The organism is Rhodococcus sp. ACS1 (genome assembly GCF_002300155.1).
GTDB classification, from domain to species: domain Bacteria; phylum Actinomycetota; class Actinomycetes; order Mycobacteriales; family Mycobacteriaceae; genus Rhodococcus_F; species Rhodococcus_F koreensis.
Genome location: NZ_NSDZ01000005.1, coordinates 55,462 through 70,561 on the forward strand (window position 1 = coordinate 55,462; position 15,100 = coordinate 70,561).

18 protein-coding genes are annotated in these 15,100 nt (G+C 67.9%); 7 read left to right on the plus strand and 11 right to left on the minus strand.

What is annotated here, in order from left to right:
* Nucleotides 1–2: 2 nt before the first annotated feature.
* The 3 genes from CJ179_RS20985 (at nucleotide 3) to CJ179_RS20995 (ending at nucleotide 1,957) form a co-directional block, all read left to right on the plus strand.
* The gene (locus CJ179_RS20985) at nucleotides 3–215 is read left to right on the plus strand and encodes a recombinase-like helix-turn-helix domain-containing protein (RefSeq protein ID WP_095862791.1); all 213 of its coding nucleotides are present in this window, start codon (nucleotides 3–5) and stop codon (nucleotides 213–215) included.
* 2 nt (nucleotides 216–217) lie between these two features.
* Nucleotides 218–1,249, plus strand: coding sequence for an aromatic ring-hydroxylating dioxygenase subunit alpha (locus CJ179_RS20990; protein WP_072949159.1), 1,032 nt, complete (start codon nucleotides 218–220; stop codon nucleotides 1,247–1,249).
* Nucleotides 1,250–1,339: 90 nt separating this feature from the next.
* Complete coding sequence (locus CJ179_RS20995; protein ID WP_095863569.1) at nucleotides 1,340–1,957, plus strand: TetR/AcrR family transcriptional regulator; 618 nt, start codon at nucleotides 1,340–1,342, stop codon at nucleotides 1,955–1,957.
* Between the two features lie 9 nt (nucleotides 1,958–1,966).
* On the opposite strand, the gene CJ179_RS21000 is transcribed toward CJ179_RS20995, so the two are convergent.
* Together CJ179_RS21000 and CJ179_RS21005 are read right to left on the minus strand one after the other, a co-directional pair.
* Nucleotides 1,967–2,527 (minus strand): MarR family winged helix-turn-helix transcriptional regulator, encoded by a 561-nt coding sequence (locus tag CJ179_RS21000; protein WP_174705575.1) that lies wholly within the window; start codon nucleotides 2,525–2,527, stop codon nucleotides 1,967–1,969.
* 108 nt (nucleotides 2,528–2,635) lie between these two features.
* Complete coding sequence (locus CJ179_RS21005; RefSeq protein ID WP_072949157.1) at nucleotides 2,636–3,001, minus strand: RidA family protein; 366 nt, start codon at nucleotides 2,999–3,001, stop codon at nucleotides 2,636–2,638.
* Nucleotides 3,002–3,129: 128 nt separating this feature from the next.
* On the opposite strand from CJ179_RS21005, the gene CJ179_RS21010 reads away from it, so the two are divergent.
* Nucleotides 3,130–4,056 carry an NADP-dependent oxidoreductase gene (locus CJ179_RS21010; RefSeq protein WP_095862792.1) on the plus strand — a complete coding sequence of 309 codons (927 nt, stop codon included), beginning with the start codon at nucleotides 3,130–3,132 and terminating at the stop codon, nucleotides 4,054–4,056.
* A gap of 50 nt (nucleotides 4,057–4,106) precedes the next feature.
* On the opposite strand, the gene CJ179_RS21015 is transcribed toward CJ179_RS21010, so the two are convergent.
* From CJ179_RS21015 to CJ179_RS21035, 5 genes are read right to left on the minus strand one after another with little or no spacing between them, the layout of a single operon-like run.
* Nucleotides 4,107–5,045, minus strand: coding sequence for a CopD family protein (locus CJ179_RS21015; protein ID WP_072938754.1), 939 nt, complete (start codon nucleotides 5,043–5,045; stop codon nucleotides 4,107–4,109).
* A gap of 5 nt (nucleotides 5,046–5,050) precedes the next feature.
* A complete protein-coding gene (locus CJ179_RS21020) occupies nucleotides 5,051–5,584 on the minus strand; it encodes a copper resistance CopC family protein (protein WP_072938752.1) in 534 nt (177 codons plus the stop codon).
* Nucleotides 5,581–6,249, minus strand: a complete 669-nt coding sequence (locus CJ179_RS21025) for a YcnI family protein (protein ID WP_072938751.1) — start codon at nucleotides 6,247–6,249, stop codon at nucleotides 5,581–5,583. The genes CJ179_RS21020 and CJ179_RS21025 overlap by 4 nt, the downstream gene beginning before the upstream one ends.
* Before the next feature lie 41 nt (nucleotides 6,250–6,290).
* Nucleotides 6,291–6,809: a hypothetical protein gene (locus CJ179_RS21030; protein WP_072938749.1), complete on the minus strand. Its 519-nt coding sequence runs from the start codon at nucleotides 6,807–6,809 to the stop codon at nucleotides 6,291–6,293.
* A 16-nt stretch (nucleotides 6,810–6,825) separates the two neighbouring features.
* Nucleotides 6,826–7,479 (minus strand): DUF6474 family protein, encoded by a 654-nt coding sequence (locus CJ179_RS21035; protein WP_095862793.1) that lies wholly within the window; start codon nucleotides 7,477–7,479, stop codon nucleotides 6,826–6,828.
* Between the two features lie 162 nt (nucleotides 7,480–7,641).
* Here CJ179_RS21035 and CJ179_RS21040 point away from each other — a divergent pair, with 162 nt between their 5' ends.
* Together CJ179_RS21040 and CJ179_RS21045 are read left to right on the plus strand one after the other, a co-directional pair.
* Nucleotides 7,642–9,198: a TM0106 family RecB-like putative nuclease gene (locus tag CJ179_RS21040; RefSeq protein ID WP_095862794.1), complete on the plus strand. Its 1,557-nt coding sequence runs from the start codon at nucleotides 7,642–7,644 to the stop codon at nucleotides 9,196–9,198.
* A 37-nt stretch (nucleotides 9,199–9,235) separates the two neighbouring features.
* Nucleotides 9,236–9,910: a YoaK family protein gene (locus CJ179_RS21045; RefSeq protein ID WP_072938743.1), complete on the plus strand. Its 675-nt coding sequence runs from the start codon at nucleotides 9,236–9,238 to the stop codon at nucleotides 9,908–9,910.
* Nucleotides 9,911–9,961: 51 nt separating this feature from the next.
* On the opposite strand, the gene CJ179_RS21050 is transcribed toward CJ179_RS21045, so the two are convergent.
* From CJ179_RS21050 to CJ179_RS21065, 4 genes are all read right to left on the minus strand, one after another.
* Nucleotides 9,962–10,759 (minus strand): hypothetical protein, encoded by a 798-nt coding sequence (locus CJ179_RS21050; RefSeq protein WP_095862795.1) that lies wholly within the window; start codon nucleotides 10,757–10,759, stop codon nucleotides 9,962–9,964.
* Complete coding sequence (locus CJ179_RS21055; protein ID WP_095862796.1) at nucleotides 10,749–13,034, minus strand: hypothetical protein; 2,286 nt, start codon at nucleotides 13,032–13,034, stop codon at nucleotides 10,749–10,751. The genes CJ179_RS21050 and CJ179_RS21055 overlap by 11 nt, the downstream gene beginning before the upstream one ends.
* Nucleotides 13,031–13,366, minus strand: coding sequence for a hypothetical protein (locus tag CJ179_RS21060; protein ID WP_072938737.1), 336 nt, complete (start codon nucleotides 13,364–13,366; stop codon nucleotides 13,031–13,033). Before CJ179_RS21060 ends, CJ179_RS21055 begins: the two co-directional genes overlap by 4 nt.
* A gap of 74 nt (nucleotides 13,367–13,440) precedes the next feature.
* The gene (locus CJ179_RS21065; RefSeq protein ID WP_095862797.1) at nucleotides 13,441–14,070 is read right to left on the minus strand and encodes a class I SAM-dependent methyltransferase; all 630 of its coding nucleotides are present in this window, start codon (nucleotides 14,068–14,070) and stop codon (nucleotides 13,441–13,443) included.
* Between the two features lie 77 nt (nucleotides 14,071–14,147).
* Here CJ179_RS21065 and CJ179_RS21070 point away from each other — a divergent pair, with 77 nt between their 5' ends.
* Nucleotides 14,148–15,038: an IS982 family transposase gene (locus CJ179_RS21070; RefSeq protein ID WP_095862798.1), complete on the plus strand. Its 891-nt coding sequence runs from the start codon at nucleotides 14,148–14,150 to the stop codon at nucleotides 15,036–15,038.
* Nucleotides 15,039–15,100 lie beyond the last annotated feature (62 nt).

Here is a 15,100-nt window from a genome sequence, read left to right on the forward strand (position 1 = left end):
CCATGAGCCTGTATCTGCAACCACGCCAGTCCGGCGAGGCGCCCACCCCGTACGAACGGAAACTGGCCGGTGCGATCGAAGAGGTCTTCGGCACCGGGGTGCACCACCTCGAAGGCCTGGTGAAGGGTTTGAACGCCCTCGGAATCCACAGTCCCGGCGGCGACGCCTGGACCACCGACACTTTCACGGACGAGATCCGACGGATGGGGGCCTGACCATGGTGAACCGACTGCACAAGGCGGCACTGACCGGCGACGAGATCTTCGCGACCGGGATGCGCGACCAGTGGCACGCGGTGTGCCCGTCCGACTTCGTCGCGCGCGGAGACATGAAGAAGATCCGCCGCCTCGGCGAGGACTGGCTGCTGTTCCGTCAGTCCGACGGCACCCTCCGCATGCTCGCCGACCGCTGCCCGCACCGCGGCGCTCCGCTGTCGCAGGGGCAGCACCTCGGCGACCGCGTCGCCTGCCAGTACCACGGTGTGCAGGTGGACGGCGGCGGCACCGTCGTCTCCGTCCCCGGGATGCCCGGCTGCAACCTCGAAGGCAAGCGGCTGGTGACCAGCCTCCCCGTGCGGGAAGTGGCCGGCGCCGTGCTCGCCTGGTTCGGCACCGACCCCGACGCCGAACCCGCACCCCTCGAACTGCCCGAGCGCCTCACCGACGACGGCATCTCGCACTTCCTCTGCTACGCGGAGTGGAAGGCGCCGTGGCGGTTCACGCTGGAGAACCTGCTCGACCCGATGCACGGGGCGTTCCTGCACCGCGAATCCCACTCGATGTTCGGCGGGGAGACGTCCGCGAAGTTCCGGATCCGCGAAACCGACCGCGGATTCTTCTTCGAGAAGACCGACCAGCGCGGCGTGAACTTCGACTGGGTCGAATTCTGCCGGACAGGCATCGACTGGGTGGACCTCGAGATCCCGTACCCGCCGACCGCGGGCCCGGGCGGGTCGTTCGGCATCGTCGGCATGGGAACTCCGATCGACGCCGAGACCACCGCGGTGTTCTTCTGGCGCTACCGCCGCGTCGAGGGCTGGGAGCGCGACGTCTGGCGGTTCCTGTACCGCACCAAGCTCGAAGAACGGCACTGGGTGGTGCTCGAGCAGGACCGCACCATGCTCGAGGCGATGGCATTCGACGCGGACCAGGCGGAGAACCTGTACCAGCACGACCTCGGCGTCATCCGGCTCCGCAGGCTCTACCGGGCGCAGGCCGAGGCCCAGGCGAAGGCGCTTCAGGAGGCGTAGGGTCGCGCGGGTTGACTCGAGTGAAATGTCAACTAAGAATGTGTGACGGCCGACACGTGGGCGCCGGCCGGGTGCGAGGAGGCGCGAGCGGTGCTTACGAACGGTGACGATCGGGGTCGGCTCGCGCTGGTCGAAGCGGCGGGGCGGTGCTTCGCCGAACTGGGGTACGAGCGCACCACCGAGGCGGTCATCGCCGCTGCTGCCGGAGTGTCCGAGGCCGAATTCCGCGCCCGGTTCGCGTCCCGCGACGACGCCTTCCGTGCCGTCGCAGCCGAAGTGTTCGACACGTTCGTCGAGGCTCAGCGCATCCCGGTCCCGCCGGACGCGGACCCCCGCAGCGTCCTGCGCGCCGCCACCGCGGCGTTCATCGAGACCGTCTACAGCAGCGGCCGCCTGTTCGCGATGGTCGAGGACCGCGCGGCCGTCGACCCCGTGATCGGCGAACAACTCGAGGCGGCACACAACCGGATTCTCGGCCGGTACATCCGGTTCATCGAACGGCTCAACGAGGCCGGGATCGCGACGCCGTGCGCCGAACCCGCCCAACTCGCCCGCAAACTGGCCGAGGCGCAGTGGACGGGTGCGGCGCGCCTGGTCGGTGCGTCGCCGGACGAGCAGCGACGCTTCATCGTGGAGATGACGGCGGCCTCCGAACGATTCATCGGATTCGGTGAGGTCGCCGATCTGACCGCCCGCACGGCCAGCTGAGTTTTCCGCTCAGGCGGTGGGGGCCTGGTTCTCGACGATCGAGTGCTCGAGCTTGCGGAGCAATTCGGCCAGCGCCGCCTGATCGTCCTTCGACATCCCGCTGAGGATCTGGGACTCGTTGGCGAAGTGGGCCTCCGCGACCTTCTCGATCACCCGCAGGCCCTCGTCGGTGAGTTGCGCGTGCACGATGCGGCGGTCCTCGGCGTCGCGCTCCCGCTGCACGAGTCCCGCCTTCTCGAGACGGTCGACGCGCAGTGTCACACCCCCGGTAGTGACGAGGGCGGACTCCGCCAACTGTCCGGACGTCATCCGGTACGGCGGACCCGAACGTCGGAGGGCGGCCATGACGTCGAACGACGCCATGTTGATGCCATGCTCCTCGAACACCGCCGCGAGGGACGACTGGTACCGCAGATACGAACGGTGCAGGCGGCCCAGCACTTTCAGCGGACTCACATCCAGGTCCGGCCACTGGTGGGCCCACTGGTCGACGATGTCGTCGACGGCATCGCGATCTGGAACGGGGCGTTGCGTCACCGGGCGCACCTCCTGGATTCTCGAGGGTCTCATCTGTTTAGTACCAAGATATCGAAACGAGCATAGGTGACGGCGACGCTCCGCGGGTCCCCGTCGATTGCTCGAAACGGGGACCCGCGGCGCGGCCGGACGTCAGTGCCGTCAGTGGCCCGCGACCGCCGCGACGGCGTCGATCTCGGCGATGGCGCCGTAGGGGAGGCTGCTCACCTCGAGGAACGTGCGTGCGGGACGCGGCTCGTCGAAGATGCGCTCGAACTGGCGGTTCGCCTCCTCGCGCAGCGACAGGTCGGTGACGTAGTAGGTGAGCTTGACGACGTCCTGCAGCTGCCCGCCGACGGTCGCGAGGCGATCGACCATGCGGTCGACGGCGGCGTCGAGCGCCTCGGTGCGGCCCGGGACGGCGGTGCCCTCGGCGTCGACGGACAGTGCGCCGGAGACGAACGCCAGTCCGCCCGCGACCACGGCCGGGCTGTAGGGGTGGTGGGCGGTGACTTCGGTGAGGGACATGGAGGCTCGCTTTCTCGGGGGGCTGCTCCGGCCACTATATCTTAGCGCTAAACTAATTGACAGGGTCTGGGAAGCGAAGTCCGACCGAACTCCTGGCGCGACGGACCGCCGAGGACGAGATTGAGGGCATGACGAATTCGAACCAGACCATGAAGGCAGTCTCCTACTCGTCCTACGGCGGTCCCGAGGTGCTCGAGATCCACGACGTGCCGGTACCCGAGCCCACCGGAAACCAGGTGCGCCTCCTCATCAGGGCCGCTGGCGTCAACCCGATCGACTGGAAGCTGCGGTCGGGATCGATGGCCGAGGTGATGTCGGTGCAGTTTCCGAAGATCCCGGGCAGCGAGGTCGCCGGCGTCGTCGACGCGGTCGGTCCGGACGCGACCGGTGTGCTGGTGGGCGACGACGTGTTCGGCTGGTCCGACACCGGCGGCTACGCCGAATACGCGCTCGCCTCGATAGTCGTGCCGAAGCCGAGTGGGCTGAGCTGGACGGACGCCGCCACCATTCCCGTCGCCGGCGAGGCCGCCACTCGGGGACTCCGGCTCCTGAAGCTGAAGTCCGGTGAGACGCTGCTGGTGAACGGTGCGTCGGGTGCGGTGGGAACCATTGCGGCGCAACTGGCGCTGGACGCGGGAGTCACCGTGATCGGCACCGCGAGCGAGAAACACCACGACACGCTGCGGGAGCTGGGCGTGACCCCCACGACGTACGGCGAGGGACTGGCGGACCGGGTGCGTGAACTCGCCCCGAACGGCGTCGACGCCGTCCTCGACCTCGGCTTCGGCGGACTCGAGGTGGCGATGGAACTGCGCGGGGGCACCGACCGGATCGTGACGCTGTCGGACGGTGCCGCGTTCGGGCTGGGAATCACCTTCTCGTCCGGCAACGCCGGCGACCGCAGCGCGGAGACACTGCGCAGGCTGGGCGCCCTCGTCGTGGACGGGAAGCTGGCCCTCCCGCCGGCCCGGACGTTCCCGCTGGCCGAAGCGGCCGACGCGCAGCGCGCCGGCGAGAAGGGCGGCAGCCGCGGGAAGCTCCTCCTCGTGCGCTGACGCGCCCGTGAGTACTTATTAACCGCCCGTGGTTAACAAGTACTCACGGGTCAGGCGGTGGTGGCCAAGGCGGCGGCGAGACCGAACGGAACGGCCATCACCACCACCTCGACGATCGCGCGCCGCAGGGACCCTTCCGCGGTGATCCGGTGCGCGGCGGCCTGGACGACCCACGTTCGCCGCCACCACCAGCCGAGCCCGAGAAGCGCCGCCAACGCCACCGCCTTGGCGAGCACGATGCGGCCGTAACCGGTGTCGAACAGGGGCGTCACCCCACCCAGCCGGACCGCGGCGTCGATCACACCGGTCGCGGTCAGCAGCCACACGCACCGCCACGCGACGACGGAATAGCGCGGCAGCCACGACGACCAGTCCCCACGCGACCGGAGCATCAGGGCGAGCGCGGCGAGGAGTCCGAACCACACGGCGGCGGACAGCGCGTGGACGACGTCGAGGACCGAGCCGAGGACCTGCTGCGACATGTGGCCGGTGATCGGCCGGGCCACCAGGGCCAGTGCCGCGAGCACCAGCACCGGGACGGGAAGCCGGGCGTCGCTGCGACGGAACGCGACCGCCGACCACACGGTGGCCGCGGCCGTGCACACGAGAACGGCGAGGTCGACGCGTCCCGCACTGATCTCGGTCACGTAGGCACCGAACCGCCCGACCGACAGCTCGGACAACCCCAGGGCGTCGGCCTCCGCCGCCGTCATCGACAGCAGCACGGCCTCGGCGAGCATCCACGCGCCGGCGACCGCGGTCGACAACCGCCACAGCCGTTGGTCCCGCAAGAGGGGACGGCTGTCCGCCCGACTGCACCAGCCCAGCGCGGCGAGTCCGAGGACGACCGAACCGAGCACCAGGCACAGCGCCCGGACAGCGCTCGACGGCGACGGGTCTTCCGGTTGCGCCAGCGCCCAACCGCACGCGACCCCGACGAGCGACGTGGGTACGGCGAACAGCAGCCAGGACTGTCGCGCCGCACCCACCGTGCTCAGTTCTCGCCGCGAGGCTTGCGAAGCGCGAACCACAGCCCGCCGCCGAACACGAGCACACCGGCAACAATGAACGGCCACAGCGGAACTCCGCCACTGCCGGATTCACCCGAGCTGTCGGCCGCGGCGCCGGGTGTGCCCGACCCCTCCTGGGTGAGGGTGAACGTGCGGGTCCCGCTCACCGGATGCCCGTCGGCGGAGGTGACGCGAAACGCGACGGTGTACACGCCTGCCGGTCCCAGCTCGCCGAGTTCGGCACTGACCGTGGGCCCTTCGACGACCGGGTCGCCCTTGGTCCACAGGTTCCCGTCGGGTCCCACCACGGTCAGCGACGCGAACGATTCCTGCAGCGCCTCGTTGAACGTGACGCTCACCCGTTCCGGGCCGGACGCGATTTCCGCGCCGTTCTCGGGGGTGGAGCTGATCACGACGGAATGGGCGAGAGCGGTGCCGGCGCCGAGCATGCTCGCGAGCATTGTCAGCAGTCCGACCGCGATCACCTTCACCGACGTGAAAGTGGTGTGTCGTCTCATTTTCGACGGCTCCGGACCATCGCGCCGAGACCGAGCGCCGCACCGAGTGCGCCCAGGACCAGGGCGATGCCGCCGAGCCAGCGGGCGGTGTCGTCGGTGCCGGACGCCGTCGTCTCGGTCTCCTCGGACGTCGTGGCGCCGCCGGCGTCGTGGCTGTGGTCTTCACCGCTCGCCGCGGCGAGCGTCAGGGTGGGGGCCGGCTTGTCGGGCTCCGCGCCGTCGGGGCCTTCCGCCTGATCCCAGTTGACGACCTCCCCGTCGCTGTACGTCTGGGTGGCCGGGAACGACACGTCTTCCTGCTCCGGCAGCGGTCCGGCGGACAGCTCGAACTGCTGGAACTGCCCGGGCGCGACACCGACACCGGGGTCGGCGGACCACGTCACAGACTTCGCGACCTGGGACGTCGGGTCCTTCTCGACGACGGACGTCCACCCCGGCATCGGTGTGGTGCGGGCCGACTTCAGGTCGGGGAGTGTGACGGTCAGCTTGGTGGTAGACGCCGTCTCGGACTCGGTGGGAACGCGGAACGTCAGGACGGAGTAGCCGCCCTGCTCGGCGCCGGGGGCGACGACGGTCACGTGGGCGGCGGCCACACCGGCCGCGAGCAGCATGGCGCCACCGGCCGCACCGGCCGTGAAAAGGGCACGGGAAACGAGGGAATTCATCAAAGGTCCTTTGAAAGGTCTGAAGGGAGAAAAGGTGAGAATCAGACCAGGACCGGTGGGCCGCGACGCGAAATGCTCGCGCGCAGGAGGGCGTCCACGGGATTCGCGGGACGCGCGGGGAGGTGCGCCGTTTTTGCTGCCGAGACGGGCTGCGGTTCACCGCGCAGAACCACCCGCCAGACGTGGACGAGGGGACCGTACAGCCGCTCGGCGTTGGCGATCAGCAGCGCGCAGACGACGGTGGCGGCCGCGTGCGCGGCGACCATCGGCACGGCGGGGACCGCCGAGTGCAGGTGCGAGGTGAGCGTGAGCGCGAAGTGCGCGGCAACCTGGCCGGCGCCGAGGGCCGCCACGAGTGCGAGCGGTCCGTGGAAGCGGGCGGGCAGTTGTGCGGTGACCGCGCCGACACCGCTGCACGTGACGAGCAGCAGGGTCAGGGCCGCGGATTCGGGAAGGCCGCCCCCGCCGATGCCGTGCGCCGCGACCGCGAGACCGGCGACGAGCGCACCGACCGCCGACCCACGAAGGGTGGCGGTCGCGGCGGGGCGGGCGGGGGACATCGAGTGGTCGGGTCGTTCAGCGCACGCCGAGGCGGGCGAGGAGATCGGCTTCGACTCCGTCGAGTTCGGACGAGATGGCGTGATGGGCGGCCTTGCGGCGGGCCTGCGGCATCTGCTCGGCCGCGCGGACGGCGGTGTTGAGATCACTGAGGCGGTCGCGGATGGCGGCGGCGAACTTCTGCGTCTCCGCGTCGTCCGGCTTCTGCGCGAGGATCTCCGTGGTGGTGCTTTCGGCACCGGCGATGCGGGCGCTGAGCTTGGCGCCGTGCCCGGTGAAGTTGGCGAGCTGGTCGACGTCGATGCCCATCCGGTCGGCACGCCGGGCGTCGATCTGCCCGCGCACGACGGTGGCGGCGCGGTAGGCGATCGGCAGCAGCACCGGCGTCAGCAGTCGAGCGACGCCGAGGTACTTGCGGACGGCGGCGACCGTGAAACCCTTCTGGGCGGCGGCCTTCTCCTCGGCCTTCAACGCAGCGATCTGAGCCTTCTCGACCTTCTTCAGCGACCTCAGTTCGGCGGCCTCGAGCTTGCGCCCGGCCTTCGCGGCCTGCTTGTCGCGTTTCCGTTCGTTCTTCGCGCTCAGCTTCGCCTCCACTCCAGCCTTGTGCCGGAGTGCCTTGGCTTCCGCCTTGCGGGTGGCTCGGGACTTACGTTTCTTCAACAACCCCATCGAAAAGACCCCTTTTCCTGGTGTTTCAGCGGAGCCCACGCTACCAACTGCATCCGGTGCTTCGGGATCAGCCTAGGGGAGCACATAATCTTCGTCATCGTGTGTTCCCATATCGGTCAGCAATCAGAACCCGACGCCTCTCCCGGAAAGGTGTCGGGGACGGTGATCGATGCCAGCGCCCTGACGCGGTGCCGCCACCGGGTGCACCTCGACGCGGCGTTCCCCGAACAACTCGCGGCCGCGCCGGAGGACCCGGGCGTCCGCCAGCGCCAGGATGCCGCCGCCGCCAAACGTGACGAGGTCCGCCGGACCCTCACCGAGCACGCACCGGAACGGTGGGTGCAGATCGACACCGAGCAGAGCCTGCGCCGGCGCTCCGAGGACACCCTCGCCGCATGCGAGGCGGGCGTGGACCGCATCTGGGGGGCCGTGCTCCCGCTCGACCGCGACGCCGGCCGGAGGGCGCGCTGCGAGATCCTGCTCCGCGACGAGGACCACGGTGGGTACATCCCGGTGATCGTCGTCAACCACAAGGTCACCGATCCCGGCCGCGGCGCGGTGACGTCGGGAATGTTCGAGTGGCAACCGCAGGAGGACGTGGCGCGGAAGCCCCGCAGCCAGGTCCGTGACCAGATGCGCGTCGCGCAGGTGTACCGGATGCTCGAGCGGCACGGGCTGGCGAGTCCCGCCCTGGTGGCCGGCGCCATCGGTTACGGCTCCGACGTCATCTACGTGCACGACCTCACCACCATCCTCGACGACTACGACGAACGCTTCGCCGACCGGCTCGCCGTCGCCCGCGGGGAATCGGCGACAGTGCCGTCGAGGATCGGCGAATGCCGGTCCTGCCCGTGGTGGCCCGGGTGCGAGGAACAGCTGACACAGACGCACGACGTGAGCCTGGTGGCCACGGGGTCGCGCGCCGACATGCTGCGCGACGCGGGCTGCCACACCATCGACGACCTCGCCGCATGGGACCGCGAACCCCTCGAGGACTGGCCGCACGGCGCGTTCGAGGACGCCGTCGTCACCGCCAAGGCCTGGCTCGCGGGGGCGCCGCTGGTGCGACGCTTCCCCGAGATCCGGGTGACGCGCGCCGACGTCGAGGTCGACGTCGACATGGAGAGCTACCAGGAGCACGGCGCCTACCTGTGGGGGACACTGCTCAACGTGGACGGGGTGTCCGCGTACCGGCCGTTCGTCAGCTGGGACCCGGTGCCGACGCAGGACGAGGCCCGGTCGTTCGCGGAATTCTGGACGTGGCTGATGGCCGAGCGGGAAGCGGCGGCCCTGAGCGGCAGAACCTTCGCCGCCTACTGCTATTCGCGGTCCGCCGAGGACAAGTGGTTGCTGGACTCCGCCCGCCGGTTCGCTGGGACGCCCGGCATCCCCACCGAAGCCGAGATCCGCGAATTCATCGACAGCCCACAATGGGTCGACATCTACCAGGCGATCAGCGACCAGTTCATCTGCCCCGGCGGCAAGGGCCTCAAGAAGATCGCCCCCGTCGCCGGATTCCGGTGGCGCGACGCCGACGCCGGCGGCGAAGCATCCATGAGCTGGTACCGCGAAGCCGTCGGCTACGACGGCGAACCCGACCTCACCCAGCGCGAACGACTGCTGCAATACAACGAGGACGACGTCATCGCCACGAAAGTACTGCGCGAATGGATGTCGGATCGGGCCGAGAACGAGATCCCGCTCGCATCCGACCTCTAGGCTGCAATGCAGGGCCCGATTCGGTAGGGGTGGTCAGGTGGAGGTGCCGAAGACATCCACGACGCTGCGGTTCGCGCTGCTCCTCACCGCCGCGGGCGGCTTCCTCGACGCCTACACCTACATCAGCCGCGGCGGCGTCTTCGCGAACGCCCAGACCGGCAACGTCATCCTCATGGCCATCGACCTGTCCGAGCGGCACTTCCACGCCGCACGCGCACACCTGTGGCCGATCCTCGCGTTCATCGTCGGAGTCGCATTCGCGCACCTGCTCAAGGGCGAACTCGCCCACAGCGTCTTCGACCACCCGATCCGGATCGCGATGGTCGCGCAGATCGTCGTCCTCGTCGCGGTCGCGTTCGTCCCCCCGGACGTCCCCAACGCGCTCGTCACCGTGCCCATCGCGTTCGTCGCGGCCATGCAGTTCGGCCTGTTCCGCACCATCGGATCGCTGTCCTACATCGCCGTCGCCACCACCGGCAACCTCATGCGCTTCACCGAGGCGGCGTACGCCGGATTCATCGAGAAGATCCCCGAATCGCGGCGGCACACCCGGGTGTACGCAGCCATCGTGAGCAGCTTCGCGGGCGGCGCCGTCCTCGGCGCCTTCGCCACCCGCTACTTCGGCGGATCCGCCGCCTGGATCCCCGCGGCCCTCCTCATCGTCGCCCTCATCCTGTTCTACGTCGACGACGTGCGGCGCCGCCGCCTGTGAGCGGTTGACGAGTCCAGGGACTCCTTACGCACGCACGGGCGGCGAAGCCGCCTACTCCGAATTCGCGGGCCCGATCCACTCCGGATACTGGACGGCGACCGGCATCGTCGGCGGCTCGAAACCGGGAGGCGGAACGAGGTTGCCGGACGCATTCGCGGCGAATGCCGGGAACTGCTGCTGCCACCAGTCCGTGCACCCCTGAGGAATGACATCACCGTCCAGCCGGCGCAGGTAGTGGAGCTTGGTGATCTTCCAGCCCTCGAACACATTCCACGTCGGCACCCGATTCGCACGAGCGTCCTGCTGGGCAGGGTCGGTGTCGGGAATTCCCGGCTGCCCCGGGTCGTCGGCGGTCCGTTCCAGCTCGACACGGAACGCCGCATTGAGCCCTTCCACACTGAAATTCGGGCCCGGGTCTGCATGCAGGTTGTAGCTGCACACGGTTGCCCCGATACCTGGACCTGTCTCTTCATATTCAGTGATGTGGAGGAAATTGGTCAGGGGAACTTGCACGTCCTCACCTGGCTCGAGCCAGGTGAAGAACTCTTCCTTGTCGGGGTTACCCGGTCGAGTGGGGCCACCGACTGCCGCGGGATATCCCGGAAAGGACTGGGCCTGACCGACGAACCGCGTGTAGTCGGCTGCCTCGTAGGCTCCTCGCACCAACTCAGGTCCGCGCTGCACCAGATTGACGCCAGGATCGGCGGACCACACGTTCGTGTAGAGGATGGCGGGTGACTGTTCGACGGAGGCGATCTCATTTCCAACGCTGGGTGCGCAGCCCGCGACGAGGGCTGTCGTAGCCGCGATCGCCACGAACCACTGGGAACTCCTGCGATCAACCGTCATTGCGAACCACATCGTCGTACCCGTTGCGCATACGCTCGCCATTGCCGTCTGCTGGATTGCCGAGACGACTGAACATCGTCTGATAGCCGTCTTTCAGGAGTGAACGGGTGGCAGGATCGGATTGGACATCCTCCCAACTCCGAAGCTCTCCGGAACCGTCGAATGCCCAGGGGTAATCCCCTCGGAAGCTCGCGGGAAGCTCCGGCGTCGCTTGGAGAATGTTGTAGTAGTCGCGGTAGAAGTCCGGAGCTTCCAGGGCGACGGAGGGTGCCGGCCCCGGCGCCTTGCCGATGACGGCGTCTTTCAGGGGGTCGCCGCCCGCGTCGATCATGGTGTTGATGAATTCCCCGCCGGGAAGGCGGTCCAGGCCTACGGAGCCGATGCTGGTGAGAGCGCCGTATGCCGCCGCTTTGCGGTCGTAGATTGCCTGCGCCTGCTCGGCCTTGTCGCTGTAGCTGTCCTCGGTCGAGAGGAGTAGTCCCCTGTCCATGAGGCCGTGGATTCGGCCTGCGGTGGAGAGGTCGCCACCGGCCAGGGGTGCCGCGGGGTCGTGTGCGTACCGGCCCTCCGCGGCAAGGATTTCCTGCATCGAGGACTGGGTGAAGTGTGTTCCGGCCTCGGGGTCGGTGTTCATCACGGCGAATACGTTCGACGAGCCGCCGAAGTGGTTGTTGTCGGCGGGGTCTGCCCAGGTGCCGATGTCGAAGCCGGGGTTTTCTGGTCGGCCGGCGCCCGCGAGGTCGCTGATGTACGGACTCATGCTGTGGGACATGGTCCGAAGGAGGTCCGGGTTGACCTCTCCGACGGATTGCCCGTCGGTGCCGGGTATTCCCCGGAACGTGTCCCAGTCGGTGCTCATGTTCTCGGCGACGGCTGACATGATCTGCCCGCGGCGTGTCGCGGCTTCGACGTCGGCCGGGTTGTGGGGGTCCTCGACAGTGGCCTCTGCGTCGTCGAACCGGAACATCGAGGCTGCTGCTTGCCCGTTGTCGGACCAGTTGTGAGTGAGGACGTCGCGCACCAGATTCTGGCCGGTGTCGGGCTGCGTGACCGCGTGCTGGACGGCGATCTTGTCGTCGCCGACGGCGGTGAATATGCTTTCGGTGATCGCCGTGTTCTCGGTTCCCCGGCCGTCGACCGTGAAGTACTCGAATTTGTGGTTCGGGTTCTGTTCGTGCGCGACCTGGGCGTCGAGGTACTGGCGACCGACCTCCAGAAGGTGCTGATCGAGGCTGCTGCCGCTCTTGTACTGCGCATCGCCTGCCTGGACGATGTCGGCGATCGCCTGGTTGTCGGCGACTCCGTTCAGTTCGACGCTGGATGCACCGGTGGGCCCGACCATCTTGAAACCGCGGGTCACGAGATCGTCCCGGGTCAGCGATTCGACCATCTTGTCGGGTAGCAGGTTCAGGCCGCCGGTTGTCGGCACCTGCGAGTCGCCCTTGACGGTGGCCGTGATCTTGTCGTTCGACACGATTTGAAGCGAGTTCGCCAGGGCACACGCAGAGTCCGGAGGTAGCTTGTCCATGATCTGCTGGATCTCCTGTGGACTCTTTCCGTCCAGTGACCGGCTGACCTGATTCAGGTACTCCATCTGCGACGCAGGGATCGTCGCGGCGTTGCCGGAGTTCACGGCGTCGAGCTGCTCGGGAGTCAGTTCCCCGGCCTCGGTCAGTCTCTGGACCTGCTCGGGATTCAATCCGGCGGGGTCGGAGACGAGTTGCGTACCGTCGGACACACCCTGATCGGAGCCCAGCGCCGCGGCTGAGGTGAACGTTGCCCGCAGCCCGTCGCGAGCGGAAGCGAGTGCGTCCCTGACGGTTGCGTCGGCAGTTTCCGTCGCGGACGCGGCGTCGGCGATGTCGCGTTGCCACCCGGTCATGTCGTTCACGCGATCGTTGTCGGGATCGGGGGTCCCGGGATCGGTGACCGTCAGGTCGTCGGCTACGCGGAAACCCGCAGACTCGGCGGCCACGATCGCCATCCGCGCCCGCTGCAGGGGTGCGTCGACGTCGTGGAAACCCTGCTTCGCACGGTTGGCGAGTGCTTCCAGTTGATCGACCACGACAAGCGCCGTCTTCTTGTCGGCATTCGCCCGGTTCTGGGCGGCCTCGGCGGTTTTGCCCTCCCAGTAGGTGTCGTTGACCTTGGTCACGCCGTCGACGTATCGGGTGAAGAGATCTTCGACCTTGGTGCCGATGGCGATCCATGCGTCACCGATCTCGGTCAGAGTCGCGGGATTCCAGGAGTCGATCTGGGTGCGAGTGAGGCTCATGCTTCGCCGCTCCACTCGCCGGTGGCGTTCGTGTAGGCGGCGACGAACCGGTCGGCTGACGATTCGTCCTGGTTCCGGTACTCCTGCGCGACATGGATCATCACGTCGCCGGTCTCGCCGAGTCGTTCCTTGATCGCCGGCACGAGCGCTGCATCCACGAGATCCGCGGAGATGCCGGATGCCTCGATGACGGAGCTCATCACACCTCCAAGCGTGGACGCGAACGGTCCTGCCGCCGGACCGGTTCGCAGACCACCGGCCTCGTCGGCCAGTGCGCGCAAAGTTCCCCCCAGCTTGTCGAGCTGCTCCAGATCAGCTTTCAACGTCCCCACGAAGCCCCCCTCGTCTGTTCACGGATCGACAGCAGCCTAGCGCCCCGTGAGTGGTTGACGAGTCCCTGGACTCCTCAGGCGCGCACGGGTGGCGAAGCCGCAACCCCGAGTGAGTAGGCGCCGACGATTTTCGGTGCGGCTGTCTCGTAGAAGCGGTCGAGGTCCTGGATGTCGAAACCGACGTTCGTCAGCAGGGCGGGGATGTCGCGGGTGAGGTGGCAACCGCCGGCGACGGTTTTCTGGATCGGTTCGAGCCGGCGCTGCCACCGCTGGACGTTGGCGTCGGGCGCGAGGCCGTGTTCGACGAAATACAGTGTGCCGCCGGGTTTCAGGACGCGCAGGACCTCTCGGAGCGCGGCGTCGACGTCGGGGATGGTGCACATCGTCCAGGTGGACAGTGCGGTGTCGAAACTGTTGTCGGGGAAGGGGAGTGACTGACCGTCGAGGCCGGACCTTTCGACCGGTGTCGTTGATTCCGCGAGCCGCTTGCCGGCCAGCTTCCAGCCGAGGTCGGCGGGCTCGACGGCGCTCACCGACTCGACGGCGGCCGGATAGAACGGGACGTTGAGGCCCGACCCGAATCCGATCTCCACCACGCGCCCGCGCAGCCCGGCGCAGACGCGTCGCCGCGTCGGTTCGGTGAACTTCATCCCGCAACTGATGTCGACGAGTCGCGGAACGATCCGGTCCGAGTAGAACCCCATTTCAGCCCTCCTAGATGGTTGATTCCTTGAAGCGTGTCGCGGAGGAGGAGTAGGCGGAGGGTTTCCAAGATCAAAGCGTGACCAAAGAACTGGAAACCCTCCTGACCGAACTGTATGTGCTCATCGACGATCATGTCGTCGAACCTCGCTCCGGTCGGGGTCGGCGGCCCGTGCTCAGCGATGCCGAACTGCTCACCCTGGCCGTGGCACAGATGCTGCTCGGGTTCGATTGTGAACGCCGGTGGATCCGGCACGCCCACCACAGCGTCGAGTTGCGTGCCCTGTTTCCCTACATTCCCGGACAGTCGGACTACAACAAACGTGTCAGGGCGGCACGAGGGTTGCTGTGCAAGGCAATTCAGACGCTGGCGCGGATCTCACCATCCTGGTTCGACGATTTGTGGATCACCGACGCCACCCCTGTGCCCTGCGGGATGTCTCGGGAAACGGTGAAGCGGTCGGACCTGGCCGGACACGCCGGGTACGGCTATTGCGCTTCCCATTCGCGCTTCTACTGGGGGCTGAAGCTGTATCTGGTCTGTGCGGGCGACGGGATGCCGATCATGTGGTGCCTGGCGAATCCGAAGCTCGGTGAGCGTGAGGTGGTGACCGCGCTGCTCGAACGCGATCATCACCTGATTCGGTCGGGGCAGATCTTGCTCGCCGACAAAGGCTTTTCCGGCGCACAGTTCGCCGCCACCACCGCCGCGATGGGTCTGCAGCTGCTACGCCCGGACCGTAAGGACGAAACGTACAAGAACGGCAATCTCGGCGGGGTGCGGCAGTGGATCGAATCGGTCAACCACACGTTGAAAGGGCAGCTTGGCCTGGAGGAACACGGTGGCCGTACCACGCACGGGGTGTTCGCCCGCGTCGCCCAGCGTGTGCTGGCGATGGCCGCCGGGATCTGGCACAACTGGAACATCGGCACCACTGCCAAGCGATCATTGATCGCCTACGACCACTGATCCGTTCAAGGAATCAATCATCTAGGGCGCTTCGCGCCCGTGCGCGGTTGAAGAGTCCAGAG